Here is a 19,250-nt window from a genome sequence, read left to right on the forward strand (position 1 = left end):
CTGAAGGCTTGAGCCTGCGTTGAAAAACGCAAAAAGCTGTGACTTACTATGATTTTTAATCATGCTGAGTGCTTGCCGATGGTCGAGTCCCTGCCGCCGCTCTATGCCTTGCGCGCCTTTGAAGTGGCGGCCCGTTCCAGCTCCTTCACCCGGGCCGCAGAGGAGCTGTCCCTGACCCAAAGCGCCATCAGCCGGCATATCCGCACCCTGGAAAGCCAGTTCGGCTGCCGCCTGTTCGAGCGCCACGGCCCCAGGTTGGTACTCACGGACGTTGGGCAGCGCCTGGCCCGGGAGCTCAAGGCGGGGTTCCGGATCATCGAGGACGCCTGTCTGCCGCTGCGCAGCGGCAGTGGCCAATTACGCCTCAAGGCCCCTTCGACACTGACCATGCGTTGGCTGCTGCGGGCCCTGGACCAGCTCAAGCACCAGCAGCCGTCGCTGGCGGTGCAACTGGCCAGCGTGTGGATGGATTTCGATCATGTGGATTTTCATGCCGAGCCCTATGACTGCGCGATTCTGCTGGGCAACGGGCAGTTCGGCGCCGGGGTCGAGGCCTGCAAGCTGTTCGATGAGTGGCTGATTCCCATCGGCCCTCCGGAGGCTGTGGATGCGCCGCCCTGGACCCTGGAACGGCTCAGGGAGGCGCCACTGATCCACCCTTCGGCGGACCGCCGCGACTGGCGGCGCTGGCTACAGGCCCAGGGCCTGCTGGAGCAGGTACGGCTGGACCGGGGCAACGTCTTCGACACCCTGGACCAGGCGATCTGCGCGGCCATGCGTGGCCACGGGCTGTCCATCGCCGACCTGTACCTGGTGGCCGAGGACATCCGCCAGGGCCTGGTCAGCCTGCCGTTTCCCCGTGCGCTGGCGTCGGGGGACGGCTATTACCTGGTGTGGCTGCGGGACAGCCCGCGCCGGGAACAGATCGACGGCCTGCGCGCCTTTCTGCTGGAGCAAGTGGTATCCATCGATGACCTTGAACTGGGTGACCTGACGCCTGGCGCGGGCTGATGGCGGGGCCGCTTCAACGGCGCAGCATGACCCAGTCGCGGTGCAGGTCGGCGCCGCAGGGGAACAGGGTTTCGCCGCCCCTCACAAAGCCGTTGCGCTGGTAGAAACGGATCGCCCGGGCATTGTGTTCGTTGACGGTCAGGCGCTGGGTGTCGTCTTGCGGTGCGTTGCGCAAACATAGCGGCATGGCTCTGCTCCCTGAAGAAAACCGCCAGCATAGCCGGCCTGTGCGCGCTTCACTGGCCTGCCAGCCGGCGGCTACAGGATGATGTAGTCGTTGTGCTGCACGATGCCCTGGTGAGGGCCCTTCACCAGGTGCACGTAGCGGCCGTCCGCCAGGTCGATGGGCAGGCAGTCGTCGACGTCCAGCAGGGCATCGGTGTGGGATTTGTGCCAGTGGGCAAGCATCTGCTGCTTGCCTTTGGCCTTGGCCTGCGCCTTGTCCCGGGCCACCACCAGCAGGTAACGGTGGGCTTCGCCGAAGGTCGCTGCTTCATAGCCGCCCAGGTTGATGAAGTACAGGCGTGGCGCATCCGCAGCCGGGGCCAGGGCGCTGAGTTCGAGCCTGTAGTCTTCGATACCGTCCACCCGCATCCATGAGTCGATGTGCAATCCCGCCGGGCTGCCGAACCAGCCTTCGCGCAGTTGCGGGTAGGCCGCTTCGAGGCTGTCGGCGACCACGAACTGCACATCATGGACTTCGATTTTCGCTCTGGGGTGCTTGCCCCCCAGCATCACCACAAACAGCATGCAGGCTCCTTGTTCCGGGCTAGGTGGTGGCGCGTGCCGCCACCGCGGGCGCACGTTTTACCTCAAGCCGGGCGCCGGGCCAAGGCCGACGGTGTCAGCGGCCATGCAACCGGCGGCTGTCCGCAGGGGCCTGGCAACGCTCTTGCAGTCCATAGTCGCGCAGCACCGTCGCTACCCGCAGCCGGTAGTCGGCAAATACCTCACCGCGGCCCCGGGCCTGCGCCTGGCGGTGGCATTCCAGGTTGCGCCACTGGGCCACGGCCTGCTCGTCACGCCAGAACGACAGGGACAGCAGTTTTTCCGGCTGGGCCAGGCTCTGGAAGCGTTCGATGGAGATGAAACCGTCGATCTCCTCCAGCTGGTTTTTCAGCCCGGCCGCCAGCTCCAGGTAGGCGTCGCGCTGGCCCGAAGCTGGCAGCACTTCGAAGATCACCGCGATCATTGTTCGGCCTCCCCGCGGTCGCTGAACAGCGGAATACGGCCGTTGACCGAGGCCTGGTACTGCCAGTCCAGGGCCAGTGCATCCAGGCCGGGACCCTGCAGCAGGGCGTGCAACAGGCATTGGACTATGCCCAAGGCCAGCTCCCGGCCAGGGCAGCGGTGGGTTCCGGCGCCGAAGCTGAAGCCCTGATGCGCCGGGTTGCTGCCGGTAATGGCGGCTAGCGCCGGGTCCTGGTTGGCCGCGGCCAGCAGCACCAGAATGGTTTCGCCGGCTTGCAGTTCCACGCCGTGCACGGTGCAGGGCGCGGTGACGAAGCGCCGGGTGTTCTGCACCGGCGGGTCCAGACGCTGGCGCTCCAGCAGCCAGTCGCCCAGCAGGCCCGGTTCCTGGCGCAGGCGCTGCTGCATGGCCGGTGCAGCCAGCAGGGCGACCAGGCTGTTGCCGACCAGGCCGGCGCAGGCGTCATGGGTCTGCGCCAGCAAGCCCGCCAGATTGGCCCGCAGGTCCGCTGGAGCAAGCTCACCACTGCGGTCGAGAATCTGCCGCAGCAGCGGGCTGTGTTGCGGGGCCTGCACCAGGGCCTGCATTTGCGCGTCCAGCTCCAGTGCTGCCCGGTCGGCGGCCTGCAATCGGGGTTGATCGCTCAGGGGCGAGAAGCAGGCGACGAATTCCCCGGTGCGCCGGGCGAGTGTTTCGCACTGTCCGGCGGGGACGCCAAGCAGGCTGGCCAGCAGCGCCACCGGCAGTACGAACTGCCAGCGTTGCAGGTCGCCAGCGCAGGCCGGAGCCACAAGGGCCGGTTGCCACCGGGCCAGATGGGTCTCCAGCCCGGCGGTACAGAGGCCCTGCAAGGCCGGTTCGATGGCCGCACGCGGGCAACGCTGGCGCGGGCCATCGTTCATCCGCATCAGGCGGCCGAACAACTGCCCGGCCGGCCTTCCGGCAATGGCCTGGGGTATCGGCTCGGTACTGGGACGCACCTGGCAGGCCGGGTGGTCGAGCACCGCTGCCACCGCCGCGGCGCTGCTGGCGACCCATAGCCTGAGGGCGCAATCGTAGGTCAGGCCGCCCCGGGCGCGGAGGCGGGTGTAGTAGAAGTACGGGTCTGAGTGAGTAGCAGCGCTGATCGCGTCCATGATTTATCTCTTTGTTCGGCAGATATCCAGGCTGCTACTATCCTGACCCTTTCGAAGACACGATTCGTCAGGGAGCGAAATATGAATGTAGTGCAGAACGACGTCGGGGTATCCCAAGTGGCTGCGGCCATCGCCGAGCCGGCGCGCACCCGCATGCTCTGTGCGCTGATGGACGGCCACGCACGCACCAGTACCGAGCTGGCGGCGATTGCCGAGGTCAGCACCTCCACCGCCAGCGCCCATCTGGCCAAGCTCAAGGAGGCGGGGCTATTGCGGGTGCAGGTCCAGGGCCGGCACCGTTACTACTGCCTCGGCGACCCGCTGGTGGCCCAGGCCCTTGAGGCGCTGATGGTGATTGGCCACGGCCGCGCGCCCCGCTTCACCCCGCGCACCCCGGACCGCCTGCAGTTCGCCCGTACCTGCTACGACCACCTGGCGGGCACCCTGGGGGTGCAGCTGCACGACCGGATGTTCGAGGCCGGCTGGCTGCTGGCGGCCGGGGAGGGCGAGGCCTACCGGGTCAGCGACAGCGGCGAAGAATTTTTCCGCAGCCTGGGGATCGAGGTGGCCGGGCTCAAGGCCTTGCGTCGACGCTTCGCCTGCCCGTGCCTGGACTGGAGCATGCGCCGTCCGCACCTGGGGGGCGCCCTGGGGGCGGCGCTGTTGCAGGCCTTGCTGGAGCGCAAATGGCTGATCCAGGACCTGGACAGCCGCGCCCTGAGCCTGACCGGCACCGGCGGTCGCTACATCAGCAAGCGCTTTGGCATGGCCCTGATCCAGCCGGCCCGGCCGCTGTCGTCCTCGGCCGTCATTGAATTGCAACGCCACGGCGGCTGAAGCCTGCAAGCTCCAGTTCGAAAGCCCGGGCCGTGCTTCATTCGGGCTGCAGGGCATCGAGCAGGTCGCGATCGAGCCCCAGCATGGCCTGCTCCAGGCGAGCCAGTGCGGCCTTGATCTCGGTGCTGGCGGCGCCCTGCAGGCAGGCTTGCTCCAGGTATTCGCATTCCTGGATCAGCGCCTGCGCCTTGATGATTCGTGCCGCGCCGCGAATCCGATGGGCCAGGTCGGCAACCCCCTGGTGGGTCTCGCTGGCCAGCAGTTCGCGGATGTGCATGAGGTCTTGCTGGTTGCTCTGGTGCAAGCTGCGCAGTACTCGCTGGATGACCTTGGGGTCGCCATCGGTGAGGTAGTCGAGCTGCTGGATGTCATAGCGCTCGCGGGGGGCCTGCGATTGCACGCGGGGCAGCGCGGCCAGGTGGCGCAGGCGCAGGTCGAGGTCGGGCAGGGCGATGGGCTTGAACAGGCAACCGTTCATTCCGGCATCGCGGCAGCGCTGTTCCTCTTCAGGCTGGACATTGGCGGTAAAGCCGAGGATGTGCACTGGCGTGCGCTGCTGTTCGCGTTCGCTCGCGCGAATATGCCGGGCCAGTTGATAGCCACTCATGACCGGCATGTTGCAGTCGGTGATGACCAGGTCGAAGGGCTCCTGGTGCCAGATCTCGAACGCCTCGGCGCCATTGCATGCCTGGCTCAACGAGTAGCCGAGGTACTTCAACTGCTCGCAGAGCAACTGCCGGTTGGCCTGGCTGTCATCCACCACCAGGATGTGCAGCGCCTGCCGCGCGGCGACCGCTGGCGCTGCCGGCGGGAGCACGGTGGGGGCCTGCGGCAGGGCGGGCAGGCGGCTCAGGCGCAGTTGCACCTGCACCTCGGTGCCCTGCCCGGGCTGGCTGTGCAGGGTCAGGGTGCCGCCCATCATTTCGCACAGGGTGCGACAGATCACCAGCCCCAGGCCGGTGCCGGAACGGGCATCCTGATGCTGCCCGAGCACCTGGCTGAACGGCTTGAACAACTGTTGCAGGTCGTCGGCGGCGATGCCGATGCCGCTGTCCTTGACCGTCAGCAGCAACGCCAGGTACTCCGGTTCGCTGGGCCCGGTCGCCAGGCGCACCTGTACACCGCCTTGCTGGGTGAACTTGATGGCATTGCTGATCAGGTTGGAGAGGATCTGCTTGAAGCGCAGTGGATCCACCAGCACATCGTCACCGGCGTGGCTGTCCAGCTCCAACTCCAGGCGCAGGCCCTTTTGCCGGGCCAGGCCGTCGAAGACCCGGAACACCGGCTCCACCAGCCCCCGCAGGTTGGCTCGCGCAGGGCTCAGGCTCAGGTGGCCGCTCTCGATCCGGGCAATGTCGAGGATATCGCCGATCAGTTCCAGCAGGGTTTGCGCCGAACCGTAGGCCACCTCGATCGAAGGCCGGTCGAGCTGGCCCTGGTCGGCGCGCTTGAGCGCCAGTTCGAGCATGCCCAGCACCGCGCTCATGGGCGTGCGGATCTCATGGCTCATGGTGGCCAGGAAGGTGGTCTTGGCCCGGTTGGCCTTGTCTGCCTCATCCTTGGCCTGGGTCAGCTCTTGCAGCAGTTGCTGGCGCTCGCTGATGTCCAGCCAGCCGCCGATGATGCCCTGGATTTCGCCCTCGGCATTTCGATAGGGCAGCATCCAGTGGTAGATCCGCATCTCCTGGCCGCGGATATGCACCGTACGGTCGATCAGCAAGGGCGGGCCACCGTCGAAGATGCTTTGGAGGTCCTTGGCGAACTGCTCGGCTTCGGGCACCGTCAGTTGTTCCAGATCGGTCCCCAGCATGCTCTGGCGATCGCTGCCCATGCTCTTCAGGTAACTGTCGTTGCAGATCACCAGGCGCCGCTTCAGGTCGCGCACGTAGATCGGGTTGGGCGTACCGTTGATCAGTGCGTCCATGAAGCGCAACTGATCGTTGAGGGCGTGTTCGGCCTGTTCGCGCTGGCGAACCTGGCGTCGCATGGCGTAGCCCCAGGCCAGGGAGATCAGTAACAGGAGTATCGAACCGGCCCCGGCCAGGTAGAGGGTGGTGCGGTAGTCGCGCCAGGAGGGCGGGGCGACGGCGGCCTTGGAGCGCCAGCGATTGTTGAGCTCGGTGATGGCGTCGGGCGAGATGCTGCGCAAGGACTTGTCGATGATGCTGAACAACTCCAGCTGGTCACGGCGCACGGCAAAGGATTCATTGAGCAACGGCAGGTCGAGGGCTGGCCTGACCTTGAGCTGGTCCTCCTTGATGCGCGGCAGGTTGAAGCTGACGGCGATTTCCGCCTGCACCGTGCCGTCTGCCTTGTGGTCGCGCAGCAGCGACAGGGCTTCGAAGTTGGTCTGCACCTCTTTGATGCGGATCTGTGGATAGCGCTGGCGCAACTGCGATACCAGGGCATGCCCGCTGCCGATCAACAGGGTCTTGCCGGCCATGTCTTCGAGGCTTTTCGGCGCATCGGCGGCGTCGCGGGTGACCAGCATGTAGGGCCCGACCAGGTAGGGCCGGGTGAATTGCAGGTAGGTTTCGCGCTCTGGGGTGCGCGCCCGGTCGGCAACCATCTGCACCCGGCCGTTGCGCACGGCCTCGTTGAGGTCCTTGAAGCTGGGCAGCGCAGTGATGTCGAAGCTCAGCCCGGTCTTGGCCTCCAGCATGGTCAGCAGGTCGGCGGTAATGCCCAGGTAATTGTTGTCGGCGTCGAAGTAGGACATCGGCGGCAGGTAGCGGTGAATGCCGATGCGCACCACCGGGTTGTTTTCGATCCAGCGCTGTTCCTCGGCCGTCAGGCTGGTTTTCTCCATGCTCAGCAGCAGACGGTCGCCCCAGCGATTGCGGATGCTGGTGCCTTGCTCCTTGTGGACTGCTTGCAGCGCGTTGTCGAGCAGGTGCTGCAAGCGTTGGTTGTCCGGGGCCATCGCGAAGCTAAAGCCGCTGGTGCTGGCCGGGCCGCTGTAGATGATCCGCAGGTAGTCGCTGTAGTTGCGCGAGATCAGAAACTGCGCCAGCACCGCGTCGCCAAGCAGCATGTCGGCATCGCCGAAGGCTACCGCGGCCATGGCCGCATCGGCACTGGTATAGCTTTCGATCCGGGCCTTGGGGTACATGGCCTGGGCCACGGGCAGGCTGATGGTGTCCAGGGAAATGGCCAGCCTGTACCCCTGCAAACCGTTTTTCAGCGACGGTGAATCCCCCAGGCGAGCGACCAGTGTCGGGCGAGTGGCCAGATAGGTCTGGCTGCGCAACAGTTGACGTCGCTCGGCCTCGCCTTGAGTGACGCTGCCCATGAAGTCGATCTCACCCTTGGCCAGGGCACTGAACACCTGCTCGCGGGTGTCATAGGCGCGAACGCTGATCTTCACGCCCAGGGCATCGCCCAGCAGGCCGGCATAGTCGGCGGTGATGCCTTCGTATTCCTTGGCTTCGTTGACCATTTCCAGCGGTGGCAGGTTTTGCTGCGAGGTGCCCAGAACCAGTTCACGCTTGTTGCGCAGCCATTGCCAATCGTCGCCGCTCAATGGCAGTGGCTGGTGGTGGGGAGATTCATAGTTGAGCAGTTGCAAGGCGCGCGCGGGGTCGCCCATCGCCGGGAGGCATGTCAGCCACATCAGCATGGGCAGGATGAAGCGAGGCATTGGGGCTCCTGAACGAATAACGGCCCAAGGATGAGTCGAGAAGGAGTGGCAGGCTGAGCAGCCACCATACAAGAGCCTACCGTCAATGCTGGAAGTCAATATAGATCACGGGAGGGCGCAGAAAATCGGCCCATTTTCCTGGGTTGCCGGGGCTTGGGCAAGTGCGCTGCCGGGCGGTGGTCGGGCGTCCCTGGATCAGGGCTAGTGGCGGCCCGTCCTCAAGCCCGGGGCTGGACGCCTGTGGCAATAGTGGTAAAGCTGTGCGTCCTTCAACGTTGGCAGGGCCTTGCATGCTCATCGTTTTCAGCGGCTTGCCGGGCACCGGCAAGACCACCATCGCCCGTACCCTGGCGCCACACCTGGCGGCCACCTACCTGCGCATCGACAGCATCGAACAGGGCCTGCGTGACGCTGGCCTGGCGCAGGTGGGCAAGGCCGGCTACCAGATTGCCCTGCAACTGGCCGAGGCCAACCTGGCCCTGGGCAACCGGGTACTGGCCGACTGCGTCAATCCGGTGCAGGAAAGCCGCCAGGCCTGGCAGGACCTGGCCAGCAGGCAGGGGGTGAGGCTGCTGGAGATCGAGGTGGTGTGCTCCGATCTTGCGGAGCATCGGCGCCGGGTCGAGACCCGCCAGTTGGACGTGCCGGGCCTGCGCCCGCCCAGTTGGCAATCGGTGCTCGAGCATGACTATCAGCCCTGGGCGAGCTCGCCTCTACGCCTGGATACCGCGCAGCTCTCACCGCAGCAGGCGCTGGCCCTGATTCTGGCGTGCCTGCAGGGCGCCTGAGGTTGGCCAGGAGCAGCGGCGCCAAGTCTTTGAACCTTGATGGTGCGCTGATGGTCAGTGCTCAGGGCCCCGCGATGGCGCCTCGAGGCCGCGCTGTGGGGCGGCATTGGCCGGAAAGCTCCCGATAACGGGGCAAAACATTCAGCGCGGGGGCTTTGTGCACCGATTCTGTTCGCGCAGAGCCACGAGCGGCGCCGGCTACGCTGCTGGGGCTTTGCTGCTGGGTGTTCTCCAGCTTTCTTTGTGTCTCTTTTTTGAATCTATTTGTCGCTAAGAGGTTATTTTTGCCACGGGCCACCTCCGGGGCGGCGCACCGTGCATTTGCGGCATAGCGATTGCTATCACTCTTTCAGGGGGGCTGTGCCCCTCACGCTCGAAGCCGGGTCACGCACACACAGGGTTCAAATAAAAAGCCGTTCACGTCACGGCAAGGAGTTGGCTATGTCCCGCGCTTTCTTTGATGAAATGTATGCTGCCGATGGCGTCTGCCGGCCTCACTACCAGGGGTTTGCCCGCTGGCTGGCGGACACTCCTCTGGAACTTTTGGACCAGCGCCGGCGCGAAGCCGACCTGCTGTTCCACCGCGCCGGTATCACCTTCACCCTGTACGGTGACGAGCAGGGCACCGAGCGCCTGATTCCCTTCGACATCATTCCCCGCAGCATCAAGGCCAGCGAATGGCGCACCGTGGAGCGCGGCTGCATCCAGCGGGTGCAGGCGCTGAACCTGTTCCTCGCCGACCTCTATCACGGCCAGCGGATTCTCAAGGAAGGCATCATCCCCGCCGAACAGGTGCTGGCCAACGAGGGCTACCAGATGGCGATGCAGGGCCTGGACCTGCACCGCGGCATCTATGCCCATATCGCCGGGGTCGACCTGGTGCGCGACGGCGACGGCAGCTACTACGTGCTCGAAGATAACCTGCGCACCCCCAGCGGTGTCAGCTACATGCTCGAAGACCGCAAGATGATGATGCGCCTGTTCCCCGAGCTGTTCGCCGCCCAGCGCATCGCGCCCATCGACCATTACCCGAACCTGCTGCTGGACACCCTGAAAAGCTCCAGCCCCCTGGATAACCCGACCGTGGTGGTGCTGACCCCGGGGCGCTTCAACAGTGCCTATTTCGAACATGCGTTCCTGGCCCGGGAGATGGGCGTGGAACTGGTGGAAGGCGCCGACCTGTTCGTGCGTGACGACCGGGTGTACATGCGCACCACCGCCGGTGCCCAGGCGGTGGACGTGATCTACCGACGCCTGGATGACGCCTACCTGGACCCGCTGTCGTTCAACCCCGATTCCATGCTCGGGGTGCCCGGGCTGATCGCCGCCTACCGCTGCGGCAACGTGGTGCTGGCCAATGCCGTGGGCACCGGGGTGGCCGACGACAAGTCGATCTACCCCTATGTGGACGAGATGATCCGCTTCTACCTGAGCGAGGAGCCGATCCTCAAGAACGTGCCCACCTGGCAGTGCCGCAAGCCCGCCGAACTGTCCCACGTGCTGGCCAACCTGGCGCAGTTGGTGGTCAAGGAAACCCAGGGTTCCGGCGGCTACGGCATGCTGGTGGGGCCGGCGGCCACGGCGGCGCAGATCGAGGAATTCCGCGTGCGGATCAAGGCCCGGCCCGAGGCCTATATCGCCCAGCCGACCCTGTCGCTGTCCACCTGCCCGACCTTTGTCGAAAGCGGCATCGCGCCGCGGCATATCGACCTGCGGCCGTTCGTGCTTTCGGGCCGGGAAACCCGCCTGGTGCCCGGCGGCCTGACCCGGGTCGCGTTGCGCGAGGGCTCGCTGGTGGTCAACTCGTCCCAGGGCGGCGGCACCAAAGACACCTGGGTGGTGGAGGACTGAACCATGCTTTCAAGAACCGCAGCCGATCTGTACTGGATGTCCCGCTACCTGGAGCGTGCCGAGAACCTGGCACGCATGCTCGAAGTCAGTTACTCGCTGTCGCTGATGCCCCAGGCCGGGCGCGGCGACGGCCAGGCCGAACTGGCCATGTCGCTGCTGGCCGCCGGCACCCTGGACGATTACCACCAGCGCCACGGCGAACTCAACAGCGAGCGCATGCTGCATTTCTTCGCCCTCGACGAGAGCAACCCGGGCAGCATCTACTGCTGCCTGCGCGCGGCACGCAGCAACGCCCACGCGGTGCGCGGGCGGATCACCGCCGACATGTGGGAAAACATCAACGCCACCTGGCTGGAGATGCGCAACATCGCCCGCAACGGCCTGGGGCGCTACGGCATCAGCCAGTTCTGCGAGTGGGTCAAGGAGCGTTCGCACCTGTTCCGCGGCGCTACCGCCGGCACCATCATGCGCAACGATGCCTATCGCTTCATCCGCCTGGGGACCTTTATCGAACGCGCCGACAACACCCTGCGCCTGCTGGATGCGCGCTATGAAATGTTCGGCGAGGAGTCCGAGGAGGTCAGCGACGATTCGGCCCGCGGCTACTACCAGTGGAGCGCCTTGCTCCGCGCCTTGTCCTCCTTCGAGGCGTTCAACGAGATCTACCGCAACGCCCCGGGGGCCGAGCAGGTGTCCGAAATGCTGCTGCTGCGCGCCGATGTGCCGCGCTCGCTGCACGCCTGCGTCGAGGAGCTGGACCAGATCCTCGCCGCCCTGCCGGGGGACAACGGCCGCCCGGCACAGCGCCTGGCCGCCGAGCTGAATGCGCGGCTGCGCTACACCGGGATCAACGAGATTCTCGACTCCGGGCTGCACCAGTGGCTGACCGACTGCATCGCTCAGATCCGCCACCTGGGGCAAACCGTGCACGAGTCCTATCTGGAGGTGGTATGAAACTGTCCATTCGTCACGACACGACCTACAGCTACACCGATGAAGTCTGCACCAGCATCCAGTTTCTGCGCCTGACGCCCCAGAACAGCCTGCGCCAGCAGATCCTCCAATGGCACCTGGAGCTGCCGCGGCGGGTGCGTGCCCAGCTCGATCCCTACGGCAACATCCTCCACGTCATGACCCTGGACGAGCCCCACGGCGCGATCGTCCTCAGCGCTTTCGGCGAAGTGCAGATCGACCCGCTGCGCGAAGTGGAGGGCGACAGCCAGTCGCCGCTGCCGTTCCTGCGCAGCAGCCACCTGAGCAAGGCCGACCCGGCCCTGAGCGACTTTGCCCGACAGCATTGTGGCGAGCGCCGCGATCGCGCCGCGCTGATCGAGCTGATGCAGGCCCTGGCCGAGCACATGCCCTACAGCCCTGGCGCCACCGGGGTCGGCAGCACCGGCGCGCAAGCCTTTGCCGGCGGTGCCGGCGTCTGCCAGGACCACACCCATGCGTTCCTGGCCTGCGCCCGCAGCCTGGGCATACCGGCGCGCTACGTGTCTGGCTACCTGTGCACCGAGGACCAGAGCCACCTGGCCAGCCATGCCTGGGCCGAAGCCTGGCTGGATGACGGCTGGTACAGCTTCGATGTGACCAACCGCCTGGACCGCCCCGAGCGCCACCTGAAACTGGCGGTGGGCCTGGATTATCTGGACGCCTGCCCGGTACGCGGCATGCGTCGCGGTGGCGGGGCGGAGCAGATGCACGCGCAGGTGCAGGTCAGTTCCATGATGCAGGTGCAGCATCAATAGGCGCGTCGGGCTCAGTCGCGGCCCATGGCTTGGCGGCGGTATTCATCCGGGGTGGTACCCATCATCCGCCGGAACATGCTGATAAAGGCCGAGGCGCTGCTGTAGCCCAGGTCCAGGCCGATGCTTTCCACGGTCCGTCCCTGTTCCAGCAGGGCCAGGGCCTGCACCACCTTCAGGCGCTGGCGCCATTCCACCAGTGACATGCCCAGCTCGCGCTGGCTGCGCCGCATCAGCGTGCGTTCGCTGGTGTTGGCGGCATGGGCCAGTTGCGGCAGCGAGCGCGGGTCGCCTGGGTTGGCCTTGAGGGTGCGCAGCACCGGGCCCAGCAGCGGGTCGTCGGACGAGGGCAGGTAGCTGCCGGCGCAGGAGGCATGCCCCAGCTTGTCCACCAGCACCTGCAACAGGCGCTGTTGCTCGTCGCTCTGGGGCAGACCCGGTGGCGCCTGGCGTAGGTCGTCCAGGAGCGCCAGGACCAGCGGGCTGAGGCTCAGGGCGCAGTGCCGGGCGGGCAGGGCGGCGCACAGCTCGGGCGCCAGGTACAGCGAGCAGTGGCAGGCTTCGTGGCGGTTGAAGCCCATGTGCTCGACATTCGGCGGCAGCCAGATGCCGTACTGCGGCGGCGCCAGGTAATGGTGGTCACCCAGCTCGATTTCCATCACCCCGCTGTAGGCATAGACGAACTCGCCCCACGGATGGCGGTGGCGCGGGTAGGTGGCGTGGGCCGGCAGGTTGGCCGCGCGAAAGAAGATCGGCGCCGGCAGGGCTTCGCTGAAAGGCGGCAGGTGCAACTGTTGCGCGGCTTTGTTCACGGCGGGCACCGGTTGGCGGATAAGTGCTATGGGCTGGCGGATTAAAACTATATCTAGGAAAACTGTCAGGCGGACAATCCTTCATCACTTTTTCTCGATGAAGGATCTGCCATGGCCACTCGCCAACCCCTGGATGCCACCGCCTGCAGCCTGATGGTCGGCCTGTGCGCGATCTGGGGCCTGCAGCAGGTGGCGCTCAAGGCCACTGCATCGGACATCGCCCCGGTGCTGCAGATTGCCCTGCGCTCCGGCGGCGCGGCGCTGCTGGTGGGCCTGCTGATGTGCTGGCGCGGCGAGCGCCTGGGGCTGGGCGACGGCCATTGGCGCCCGGGCCTGCTGGTGGGCGGGCTGTTCGCCCTGGAGTTTTTGCTGGTGGGTGAAGGGCTGCGCTACACCACGGCGTCGCACATGGCGATCTTTCTCTATACCGCGCCGATCTTCGCCGCCCTGGGGCTGCACTGGCTGATGCCGGCCGAGCGGTTGAAACTCGCGCAGTGGCTGGGTATCAGCGTGGCCTTTGGCGGCATAGTCGTGGCCTTTAGCGGCCCCGCCGCGGCCGGGCACGGCGGTGGCAGCCATGTGCTGCTGGGGGATTTTCTCGGGGTGCTGGGCGGGGTCGCCTGGGGCGCGACCACCGTGGTGGTGCGCTGTTCGCGGCTAGCCTCCAGCCCCACCACCCGGACCCTGCAGTATCAACTGCTGGGGGCCTTTGTCTGGCTCGGGCTGGCGGCGCTGCTGACCGATCAGACCAGCATCCATTTCACTCCGTTGGTGGTCGCCAGCCTGGGCTTTCAGGTGTTGGTGGTGTCGTTCGCCAGCTTCCTGATCTGGTTCACCCTGCTGCGCCGCTACCAGGCCTCGCGGCTCGGGGTGCTGTCGTTCATGACCCCGCTGTTCGGCATCGGTTTCGGGGTCTGGCTGCTGCATGAGCCGCTGGAGCCGAACTTCATTTTCGGCGCGTTGCTGGTGCTGGCGGGGATTGTCATGGTCAGCGGCTACGAGTGGCTGCGCCAGCGGCTCAAACGCAACACCCAGGTCGCTGCTGCGCCGGCGAGCCTGCCCGGGAGCGGGCCACGCGCCTGAGGCTAGACCCACTGGCCGCGGCTGGCGTCGGCTCGCCCGTGGTCTTGAGCGTGTCGTGCCCGCAGCAACGGTTGCGGACAAGGTTTCGGATCAATCGTTGATGTTATAAAGTAACGACAAATTGTCCTGCTTAGCCAAGCTGACGCCCACTCTCTGAACCTGACGCTGCGATCCCTCCCTATGATTTCTTCAGCCCATCCTCCCGTGCGCCTCGGCGCGCGCTTGCTGAGCATCGACGCGCTGCGCGGCCTGGTGATGCTGTTCATGCTCCTGGACCACGTCCGCGAAACCTTCTTCCTGCACCGGCAGGTCAGCGATCCCATGGACGTGGCCACCACCGAGCCCGGGCTGTTTTTCAGCCGTACCCTGGCGCACCTGTGTGCGCCGGTCTTCGTGCTGCTGACCGGGCTTTCGGCCAGCCTGTTCGCCCACAAGCACGGCAATCGGGCCGAGGCCAGTGCCTTCCTGTTCAAGCGCGGGTTGTTCCTGGTGCTGCTGGAACTGACCCTGGTGAACTTCGCCTGGACCGGGCAGATGCCGCCGAGCGTGATCTACCTGCAGGTGATCTGGGTCATCGGCCTGAGCATGCTGGCGCTGTCGGCGCTGCTGTGGTTGCCGCGCGCGGTGCTGCTGGTGCTGAGCCTGCTGCTGATCGGCGGGCACAACCTGCTCGATGGCGTGCATTTCGCCGCGGGCGAGGCGCTGCAGGTGCCTTGGGCGATCCTGCACGACAGGGGCTGGATCGAGTTCGGCGATGCCTTGCGCCTGCGCACCTCCTATCCGCTGTTGCCGTGGATAGGCGTGATTGGCCTGGGCTATGGGCTGGGGCCGTGGTTTGCCGCCGAGGCCGATAGCGCGCGGCGTCAGCGGCGGTTGCTGCTGTGCGGGCTGGCGGCGCTGGCGGGGTTTGTCCTGCTGCGCCTGCTCAACGGTTATGGCGAGCGGCCCTGGGTCAGTGGCGACAGCGGCCTGCAAACGCTGATGAGCTTTTTCAACATCACCAAGTACCCACCGTCGCTGCTGTTCATCGCCCTGACCCTGGGTGTGGGGCTGCTGGTGCTGCGCGCCCTGGAGCGCTGCCAGGCACACCGCTGGGTCGCGGTGCTCGGGGTGTTTGGTGGCGCGCCGATGTTCTTCTACCTGCTGCACCTGTATGTGCTCAAGGGCCTGTACCTGCTGGCCGTGGCGCTGCTGGGGCGCAACCAGGGGGCCTACTTCGGCTTCGACTCGCTGGGCTGGCTATGGCTGATCACGCCGCTGCTGGCGGTGCTGCTCTACCCGCCGGTGCGGGCCTTTGCCCGGCTCAAGGCACGGCGTCGCGACCTGGGGTGGCTGAAGTACTTTTGAGGGAGGGTTCGCCGGTACGCGTTGCGCAGCAGCCGGCTGGCCGGCGAAAGCATCCCCCGACGGTTGTCAGGGCCGCGCAGCGCGAATGGCCTCGCGGATTTCTTCCTGCAACTGGCGAGCGCCGCTGCAGGCCGGGTCGGCGGGGCCGTACTTGCAGGATTTATCCAGCACCTTCAGCGCCAGATCGGCGTCGGGCGCTACGCCTATGCCCCGGCTCAGGTGGAAGCCGTACATGGTGCAGGCCCAGGGGTCATCCAGCTCACAGGCCTTGTTGAAGGTCTGCACTGCACAGTGCCGGGTGCCCTGGCTGTCGGCGTCGGCCGTGAGCATGCCGGCGGCGCGGTTGGTGCAGCCGGAGACCAGGCCCAGGCTGCAAGCGCGCTGGTACAGCGGTTCATAGCCTTCGACCGGCCCTTTGGCCTGTTGCAGGGTGGTTGCCAGCCAGTAGCAATCGTTGCCGTCGCCGGCCTCGCAGCGCTGCAGGCAGGCCCCCAGCTGCTCCGGGATTTCGCAGCGGTTGGCCTGCGTGACCCGTATCGCGGCCCTGGCCGGCATGTTGTCGCCGGGGCATTGCCTGGCCTGGGCCTGCCAGTCCTGCCGGGCCTGGACTTTGGCGTACAGGGCAGCGATCAGTTCCTGGTCGGTGGGCGCGGCGCTGGCGGCAATGCTCGACAGCAAGGCCATGCCGAACAGGCAGAAACGGTAGAGGCGATGCATGGGGCAGAGTCCTTTCCAGGGGGCGTGGGCGCGGGGGGTATCTTAAGGATTTTCGCCAATAGCTCCAGGCTGCCGACGGGGTGGCGAGACGTTTTTTTTCAATTTGCCCCCGGCAGCTCTCTTGTGGTCCCGGGGTTTTACTCTGTACTGTATATAAAAACAGTATCCGGGCCCGACCATGCAACTGATCGACAAGCTGAGCATCCTCGCCGATGCCGCCAAGTACGACGCTTCCTGCGCCAGCAGCGGCGCGCCCAAGCGCAGTTCCGAAGGCAAGAGCGGGCTGGGTTCGAGCAATGGCATGGGCATCTGCCACAGCTATACGCCGGACGGGCGCTGCGTCTCGCTGCTCAAGGTGCTGCTGACCAATTTCTGCCTCTACGACTGCCAGTACTGCGTCAATCGCCGTTCCAGCGACGTACCCCGGGCACGCTTCAGCCCCGAGGAAGTCGTGCGCCTGACCCTGGATTTCTACCGGCGCAATTGCGTCAGCGGGCTGTTCCTCAGCTCGGGGATCATCCGCTCGGCGGACTACACCATGGAGCAACTGGTGCAGGTGGCCAGGCTGCTGCGCGAAGAGCACGAGTTCCGTGGCTACATCCACCTCAAGACCATCCCCGACGCCGACCCGTTGCTGATCGAGCAGGCCGGGCGCTACGCCGACCGCCTCAGCGTCAACGTCGAGCTGCCCACCGACCAGGGCCTCAAGGCCCTGGCCCCGGAAAAGCACCTGGGTTCGATCAAGCAGGCCATGGGCACCATCTATACCGGCGAGCAGACGGTGCTCAACGAGCCCCGGGCGCCGCGCTTCGCCCCGGCCGGGCAGAGCACCCAGATGATCGTCGGCGCCGATGACACCGACGACAGCACCATCCTCCACAGCGCCGAGGCGCTGTACGGCAACTTCCGCCTGCGCCGGGTCTATTACTCGGCCTTCAGCCCGATTCCCAACAGCCCGAAAAGCGTACCCCTGGCCGCGCCACCGCTGATGCGCGAGCACCGCCTGTACCAGGCCGACTTCCTGCTGCGCGGCTATGGCTTCAGCGCCAACGAACTGTTCCAGGGGCCGGGGCACCTGGCCCTGGACATGGACCCCAAGCTGGCCTGGGCCCTGGACAACCGCAGCGTGTTTCCCCTGGACCTGAACCGTGCCGAACCGGCGCTGATCTCGCGCATTCCGGGGATCGGCCTACGCACTACCCAGCGCCTGGTGGAACTGCGCCGCGAGCGGCGTATCCGCTACGAGGACCTGGCGCGCATGCGCTGTGTGCTGAGCAAGGCCAGGCCGTTCTTTATCACCAGCGACTATCACCCGCAGCAGGCGGAGACCAGCAGCGCGCTGCTCTACCAGCAACTGCGGGAACGCCCGCAACCGCAGCAGATGGGGCTTTGGGGATGATCAGCCTGGACTGTGACGACCTGTTCGACACCTGGCGCCAGCAGGCGCGCTGGCTGCTCAGCCATTCCATCGACCCGAGCCGGGTCAGTTGGTCCGGGACGCAGGAGGCCGATCTGTTCGCCAGCGATGAGGCTTGCCCTGAGCAGCCCGGTCCGTTTCGTGCGCGGATTCCCCTGGCCCTGCTGGAGCTGCTGGAACGGGCCGCCTGCTATCGCGGCGAGCAGCGCTGGAGCCTGTTGTACGAGGTGCTGTGGCGGGTCAGCCATGGCGACCGCACGGCCATGCTCAGCGGCGATCAACTGGGCAGCGAGTTGCAGCGGCGAATCAAGCAAGTCGGCCGCGAGGCCCATCACCTGCATGCCTTCGTGCGCTTCGTCAGCTTGCCCGCGGGCCGCTCACAGCTGGCCGAGCAGCCTGAATACGTGGCCTGGCACGAGCCGGCCCACGACATCCTGGCCCAGGCCAGCCGGCATTTCATCGGGCGCATGGGGCGCCACCGCTGGATGATCGCCACGCCCCGGGACGGGGTGTATTTCGACGGTACGCAACTGCACCACCACAGGCGCTGCCCCAGCGCCTGGCGGCAACTGGCCCAGGCCGGTGAAGACCCCGGGGGCGAGCTGTGGCTGGCCTACTACAGCCATATCTTCAACCCGGCGCGGCTCAACCCCCGGGTGATGCAGGGGCATTTGCCGGCGCGCTTCTGGAAGCACCTGCCGGAGGGGCCGCTGATTCCGGCACTGATCAACCAGGCTCGCCACGGCAAGCAGCGCGACGGCCAGGCCAGCCAGGTGGCAGCACGGCCAGGCAAGCGGATCGGCCAGCCGCGCGGCGATAGCGCTGGGCAGGCCCCAGGGCCTTCCCTGACAATGGGCGGCTTTGAACAATGAGGCAGGCAGCCAATGGATGACGGCGTGGATGACGGCAAGGGCATTACCGAGGAATTCTGGTCGAAGGGAGTGACTGACGACGCGAAGATGATGTGGCGGGTGGGCAGCCGCGGCGTGACCTTCCTGGCGGCGCTGCTGCTGCTGCCCAAGACCGGGTTCAAGGTCGTGGACATCGCGGTTGGAGTGCTGACCATGCTGATCCCCTTGCTGGTGATCGAAACCCAGAGGGCCTATTCGAAGTTTTCCCCCGGGTTTCTTGCCTGGGTGATCCGCATCAGTGTGTTTGCCAGCGGTGTGGCCATGGCCAGCCTGGGGCTGGTGGTCTACTTCGGGGTCGTGATGCCTTTGGTTTCAGCGGTGGGCATTCCTTTTTTTCAACAGAGCGCCAGCCTCCAGTTCCAGGGGCAGAGCGGGGTGGAACTGGTCGGTTTCTGGTGGATGGCGGCTGTCACCGGCTTTGCCGTGATGTATGCAGTGTTCAAGAATTTTCGCGAGACCAAGGTGTTCGAGATCGTCTATCACCTGCCACGCAACGGCGTGAGGCAGCTCATGCAGGAGCGGCCGCTGCGCGCCAGCAACTGGCCGATGTTCGTCTGGTTCGAGCTCTGCGTGTTGATCGCGAGCTTTTTCTACACCTTGATGGCATCCCAGGCCGCGCTGCTGGTGGTGGATGGAACGCAACAGGTGCTGATGTTGTTCGGTATCAGCCTCTGAGGGGAGCCCCGCCTTCGGCTGGCATTCTGCAGGCTCCAGGCATGAAAAAGCCCGCCCCTGGCAAGCAGGGGCGGGCTCGGCTGAAGCA

The 19,250-nt window shown here is 66.0% G+C and carries 18 protein-coding genes; 11 read left to right on the forward strand and 7 right to left on the reverse strand.

The window, feature by feature from the left end:
- Positions 1-78: 78 nt before the first annotated feature.
- Positions 79-1,011 carry a LysR substrate-binding domain-containing protein gene (locus PFLCHA0_RS12880; protein WP_041117612.1) on the forward strand — a complete coding sequence of 311 codons (933 nt, stop codon included), beginning with the start codon at positions 79-81 and terminating at the stop codon, positions 1,009-1,011.
- A 13-nt stretch (positions 1,012-1,024) separates the two neighbouring features.
- Here PFLCHA0_RS12880 and PFLCHA0_RS31210 read toward each other — a convergent pair whose 3' ends face one another.
- From PFLCHA0_RS31210 to PFLCHA0_RS12895, 4 genes are all read right to left on the reverse strand, one after another.
- Complete coding sequence (locus PFLCHA0_RS31210; protein ID WP_015635250.1) at positions 1,025-1,198, reverse strand: N-acetyltransferase; 174 nt, start codon at positions 1,196-1,198, stop codon at positions 1,025-1,027.
- Between the two features lie 71 nt (positions 1,199-1,269).
- On the reverse strand, positions 1,270-1,761 hold the full coding sequence (locus PFLCHA0_RS12885) for a DUF1543 domain-containing protein (protein WP_015635251.1): 492 nt from the start codon (positions 1,759-1,761) through the stop codon (positions 1,270-1,272).
- 94 nt (positions 1,762-1,855) lie between these two features.
- Positions 1,856-2,203, reverse strand: a complete 348-nt coding sequence (locus PFLCHA0_RS12890) for an antibiotic biosynthesis monooxygenase family protein (protein ID WP_015635252.1) — start codon at positions 2,201-2,203, stop codon at positions 1,856-1,858.
- The gene (locus PFLCHA0_RS12895) at positions 2,200-3,339 is read right to left on the reverse strand and encodes a cytochrome P450 family protein (RefSeq protein WP_015635253.1); all 1,140 of its coding nucleotides are present in this window, start codon (positions 3,337-3,339) and stop codon (positions 2,200-2,202) included. Before PFLCHA0_RS12895 ends, PFLCHA0_RS12890 begins: the two co-directional genes overlap by 4 nt.
- An 81-nt stretch (positions 3,340-3,420) precedes the next feature.
- Between PFLCHA0_RS12895 and PFLCHA0_RS12900 the strand changes: the two genes are divergently transcribed.
- Positions 3,421-4,176, forward strand: coding sequence for an ArsR/SmtB family transcription factor (locus PFLCHA0_RS12900; protein WP_015635254.1), 756 nt, complete (start codon positions 3,421-3,423; stop codon positions 4,174-4,176).
- A 37-nt stretch (positions 4,177-4,213) separates the two neighbouring features.
- Here the strand turns inward: PFLCHA0_RS12900 and PFLCHA0_RS12905 are convergent, their stop codons facing one another.
- Positions 4,214-7,816, reverse strand: coding sequence for a transporter substrate-binding domain-containing protein (locus PFLCHA0_RS12905; protein ID WP_015635255.1), 3,603 nt, complete (start codon positions 7,814-7,816; stop codon positions 4,214-4,216).
- A gap of 290 nt (positions 7,817-8,106) precedes the next feature.
- Between PFLCHA0_RS12905 and PFLCHA0_RS12910 the strand changes: the two genes are divergently transcribed.
- From PFLCHA0_RS12910 to PFLCHA0_RS12925, 4 genes are all read left to right on the forward strand, one after another.
- Positions 8,107-8,604, forward strand: a complete 498-nt coding sequence (locus PFLCHA0_RS12910) for a P-loop nucleotide/nucleoside kinase family protein (protein ID WP_015635256.1) — start codon at positions 8,107-8,109, stop codon at positions 8,602-8,604.
- A 441-nt stretch (positions 8,605-9,045) separates the two neighbouring features.
- A complete protein-coding gene (locus PFLCHA0_RS12915) occupies positions 9,046-10,455 on the forward strand; it encodes a circularly permuted type 2 ATP-grasp protein (RefSeq protein WP_015635257.1) in 1,410 nt (469 codons plus the stop codon).
- Positions 10,456-10,458: 3 nt separating this feature from the next.
- Positions 10,459-11,409 (forward strand): alpha-E domain-containing protein, encoded by a 951-nt coding sequence (locus tag PFLCHA0_RS12920; protein ID WP_011060816.1) that lies wholly within the window; start codon positions 10,459-10,461, stop codon positions 11,407-11,409.
- Positions 11,406-12,203, forward strand: coding sequence for a transglutaminase family protein (locus PFLCHA0_RS12925; RefSeq protein WP_015635258.1), 798 nt, complete (start codon positions 11,406-11,408; stop codon positions 12,201-12,203). Before PFLCHA0_RS12920 ends, PFLCHA0_RS12925 begins: the two co-directional genes overlap by 4 nt.
- Before the next feature lie 11 nt (positions 12,204-12,214).
- Here PFLCHA0_RS12925 and PFLCHA0_RS12930 read toward each other — a convergent pair whose 3' ends face one another.
- The gene (locus tag PFLCHA0_RS12930; RefSeq protein WP_015635259.1) at positions 12,215-13,012 is read right to left on the reverse strand and encodes an AraC family transcriptional regulator; all 798 of its coding nucleotides are present in this window, start codon (positions 13,010-13,012) and stop codon (positions 12,215-12,217) included.
- Between the two features lie 111 nt (positions 13,013-13,123).
- Here PFLCHA0_RS12930 and PFLCHA0_RS12935 point away from each other — a divergent pair, with 111 nt between their 5' ends.
- Together PFLCHA0_RS12935 and PFLCHA0_RS12940 are read left to right on the forward strand one after the other, a co-directional pair.
- Positions 13,124-14,095, forward strand: a complete 972-nt coding sequence (locus tag PFLCHA0_RS12935; protein WP_015635260.1) for a DMT family transporter — start codon at positions 13,124-13,126, stop codon at positions 14,093-14,095.
- A gap of 180 nt (positions 14,096-14,275) precedes the next feature.
- The gene (locus tag PFLCHA0_RS12940; RefSeq protein ID WP_015635261.1) at positions 14,276-15,442 is read left to right on the forward strand and encodes a DUF1624 domain-containing protein; all 1,167 of its coding nucleotides are present in this window, start codon (positions 14,276-14,278) and stop codon (positions 15,440-15,442) included.
- A 66-nt stretch (positions 15,443-15,508) separates the two neighbouring features.
- Here PFLCHA0_RS12940 and PFLCHA0_RS12945 read toward each other — a convergent pair whose 3' ends face one another.
- Positions 15,509-16,159: an SEL1-like repeat protein gene (locus PFLCHA0_RS12945; protein WP_015635262.1), complete on the reverse strand. Its 651-nt coding sequence runs from the start codon at positions 16,157-16,159 to the stop codon at positions 15,509-15,511.
- Positions 16,160-16,337: 178 nt separating this feature from the next.
- Here PFLCHA0_RS12945 and PFLCHA0_RS12950 point away from each other — a divergent pair, with 178 nt between their 5' ends.
- The 3 genes from PFLCHA0_RS12950 to PFLCHA0_RS12960 are packed head-to-tail and all read left to right on the forward strand — an operon-like array spanning position 16,338 to position 19,162.
- On the forward strand, positions 16,338-17,558 hold the full coding sequence (locus tag PFLCHA0_RS12950) for a putative DNA modification/repair radical SAM protein (RefSeq protein ID WP_015635263.1): 1,221 nt from the start codon (positions 16,338-16,340) through the stop codon (positions 17,556-17,558).
- The gene (locus PFLCHA0_RS12955) at positions 17,555-18,448 is read left to right on the forward strand and encodes a TIGR03915 family putative DNA repair protein (protein ID WP_015635264.1); all 894 of its coding nucleotides are present in this window, start codon (positions 17,555-17,557) and stop codon (positions 18,446-18,448) included. Before PFLCHA0_RS12950 ends, PFLCHA0_RS12955 begins: the two co-directional genes overlap by 4 nt.
- Before the next feature lie 12 nt (positions 18,449-18,460).
- Positions 18,461-19,162 (forward strand): hypothetical protein, encoded by a 702-nt coding sequence (locus PFLCHA0_RS12960; RefSeq protein WP_015635265.1) that lies wholly within the window; start codon positions 18,461-18,463, stop codon positions 19,160-19,162.
- Positions 19,163-19,250 lie beyond the last annotated feature (88 nt).

This window comes from Pseudomonas protegens CHA0, assembly GCF_000397205.1.
Lineage (GTDB): Bacteria > Pseudomonadota > Gammaproteobacteria > Pseudomonadales > Pseudomonadaceae > Aquipseudomonas > Aquipseudomonas protegens.

Excerpts from the sequence above, each read along its gene's own strand:
- PFLCHA0_RS12890 (WP_015635252.1), bottom strand. The coding sequence starts at position 2,203 with ATGATCGCGGTGATCTTCGAAGTGCTGCCAGCTTCGGGCCAGCGCGAC.
- PFLCHA0_RS12900 (WP_015635254.1), top strand. The coding sequence starts at position 3,421 with ATGAATGTAGTGCAGAACGACGTCGGGGTATCCCAAGTGGCTGCGGCC.
- PFLCHA0_RS12905 (WP_015635255.1), bottom strand. The coding sequence starts at position 7,816 with ATGCCTCGCTTCATCCTGCCCATGCTGATGTGGCTGACATGCCTCCCG.
- PFLCHA0_RS12920 (WP_011060816.1), top strand. The coding sequence starts at position 10,459 with ATGCTTTCAAGAACCGCAGCCGATCTGTACTGGATGTCCCGCTACCTG.
- PFLCHA0_RS12915 (WP_015635257.1), top strand. The coding sequence starts at position 9,046 with ATGTCCCGCGCTTTCTTTGATGAAATGTATGCTGCCGATGGCGTCTGC.
- PFLCHA0_RS12880 (WP_041117612.1), top strand. The coding sequence starts at position 79 with ATGGTCGAGTCCCTGCCGCCGCTCTATGCCTTGCGCGCCTTTGAAGTG.
- PFLCHA0_RS12955 (WP_015635264.1), top strand. The coding sequence starts at position 17,555 with ATGATCAGCCTGGACTGTGACGACCTGTTCGACACCTGGCGCCAGCAG.
- PFLCHA0_RS31210 (WP_015635250.1), bottom strand. The coding sequence starts at position 1,198 with ATGCCGCTATGTTTGCGCAACGCACCGCAAGACGACACCCAGCGCCTG.
- PFLCHA0_RS12945 (WP_015635262.1), bottom strand. The coding sequence starts at position 16,159 with ATGCATCGCCTCTACCGTTTCTGCCTGTTCGGCATGGCCTTGCTGTCG.
- PFLCHA0_RS12940 (WP_015635261.1), top strand. The coding sequence starts at position 14,276 with ATGATTTCTTCAGCCCATCCTCCCGTGCGCCTCGGCGCGCGCTTGCTG.
- PFLCHA0_RS12895 (WP_015635253.1), bottom strand. The coding sequence starts at position 3,339 with ATGGACGCGATCAGCGCTGCTACTCACTCAGACCCGTACTTCTACTAC.
- PFLCHA0_RS12885 (WP_015635251.1), bottom strand. The coding sequence starts at position 1,761 with ATGCTGTTTGTGGTGATGCTGGGGGGCAAGCACCCCAGAGCGAAAATC.
- PFLCHA0_RS12935 (WP_015635260.1), top strand. The coding sequence starts at position 13,124 with ATGGCCACTCGCCAACCCCTGGATGCCACCGCCTGCAGCCTGATGGTC.
- PFLCHA0_RS12950 (WP_015635263.1), top strand. The coding sequence starts at position 16,338 with ATGCAACTGATCGACAAGCTGAGCATCCTCGCCGATGCCGCCAAGTAC.
- PFLCHA0_RS12910 (WP_015635256.1), top strand. The coding sequence starts at position 8,107 with ATGCTCATCGTTTTCAGCGGCTTGCCGGGCACCGGCAAGACCACCATC.
- PFLCHA0_RS12960 (WP_015635265.1), top strand. The coding sequence starts at position 18,461 with ATGGATGACGGCGTGGATGACGGCAAGGGCATTACCGAGGAATTCTGG.
- PFLCHA0_RS12925 (WP_015635258.1), top strand. The coding sequence starts at position 11,406 with ATGAAACTGTCCATTCGTCACGACACGACCTACAGCTACACCGATGAA.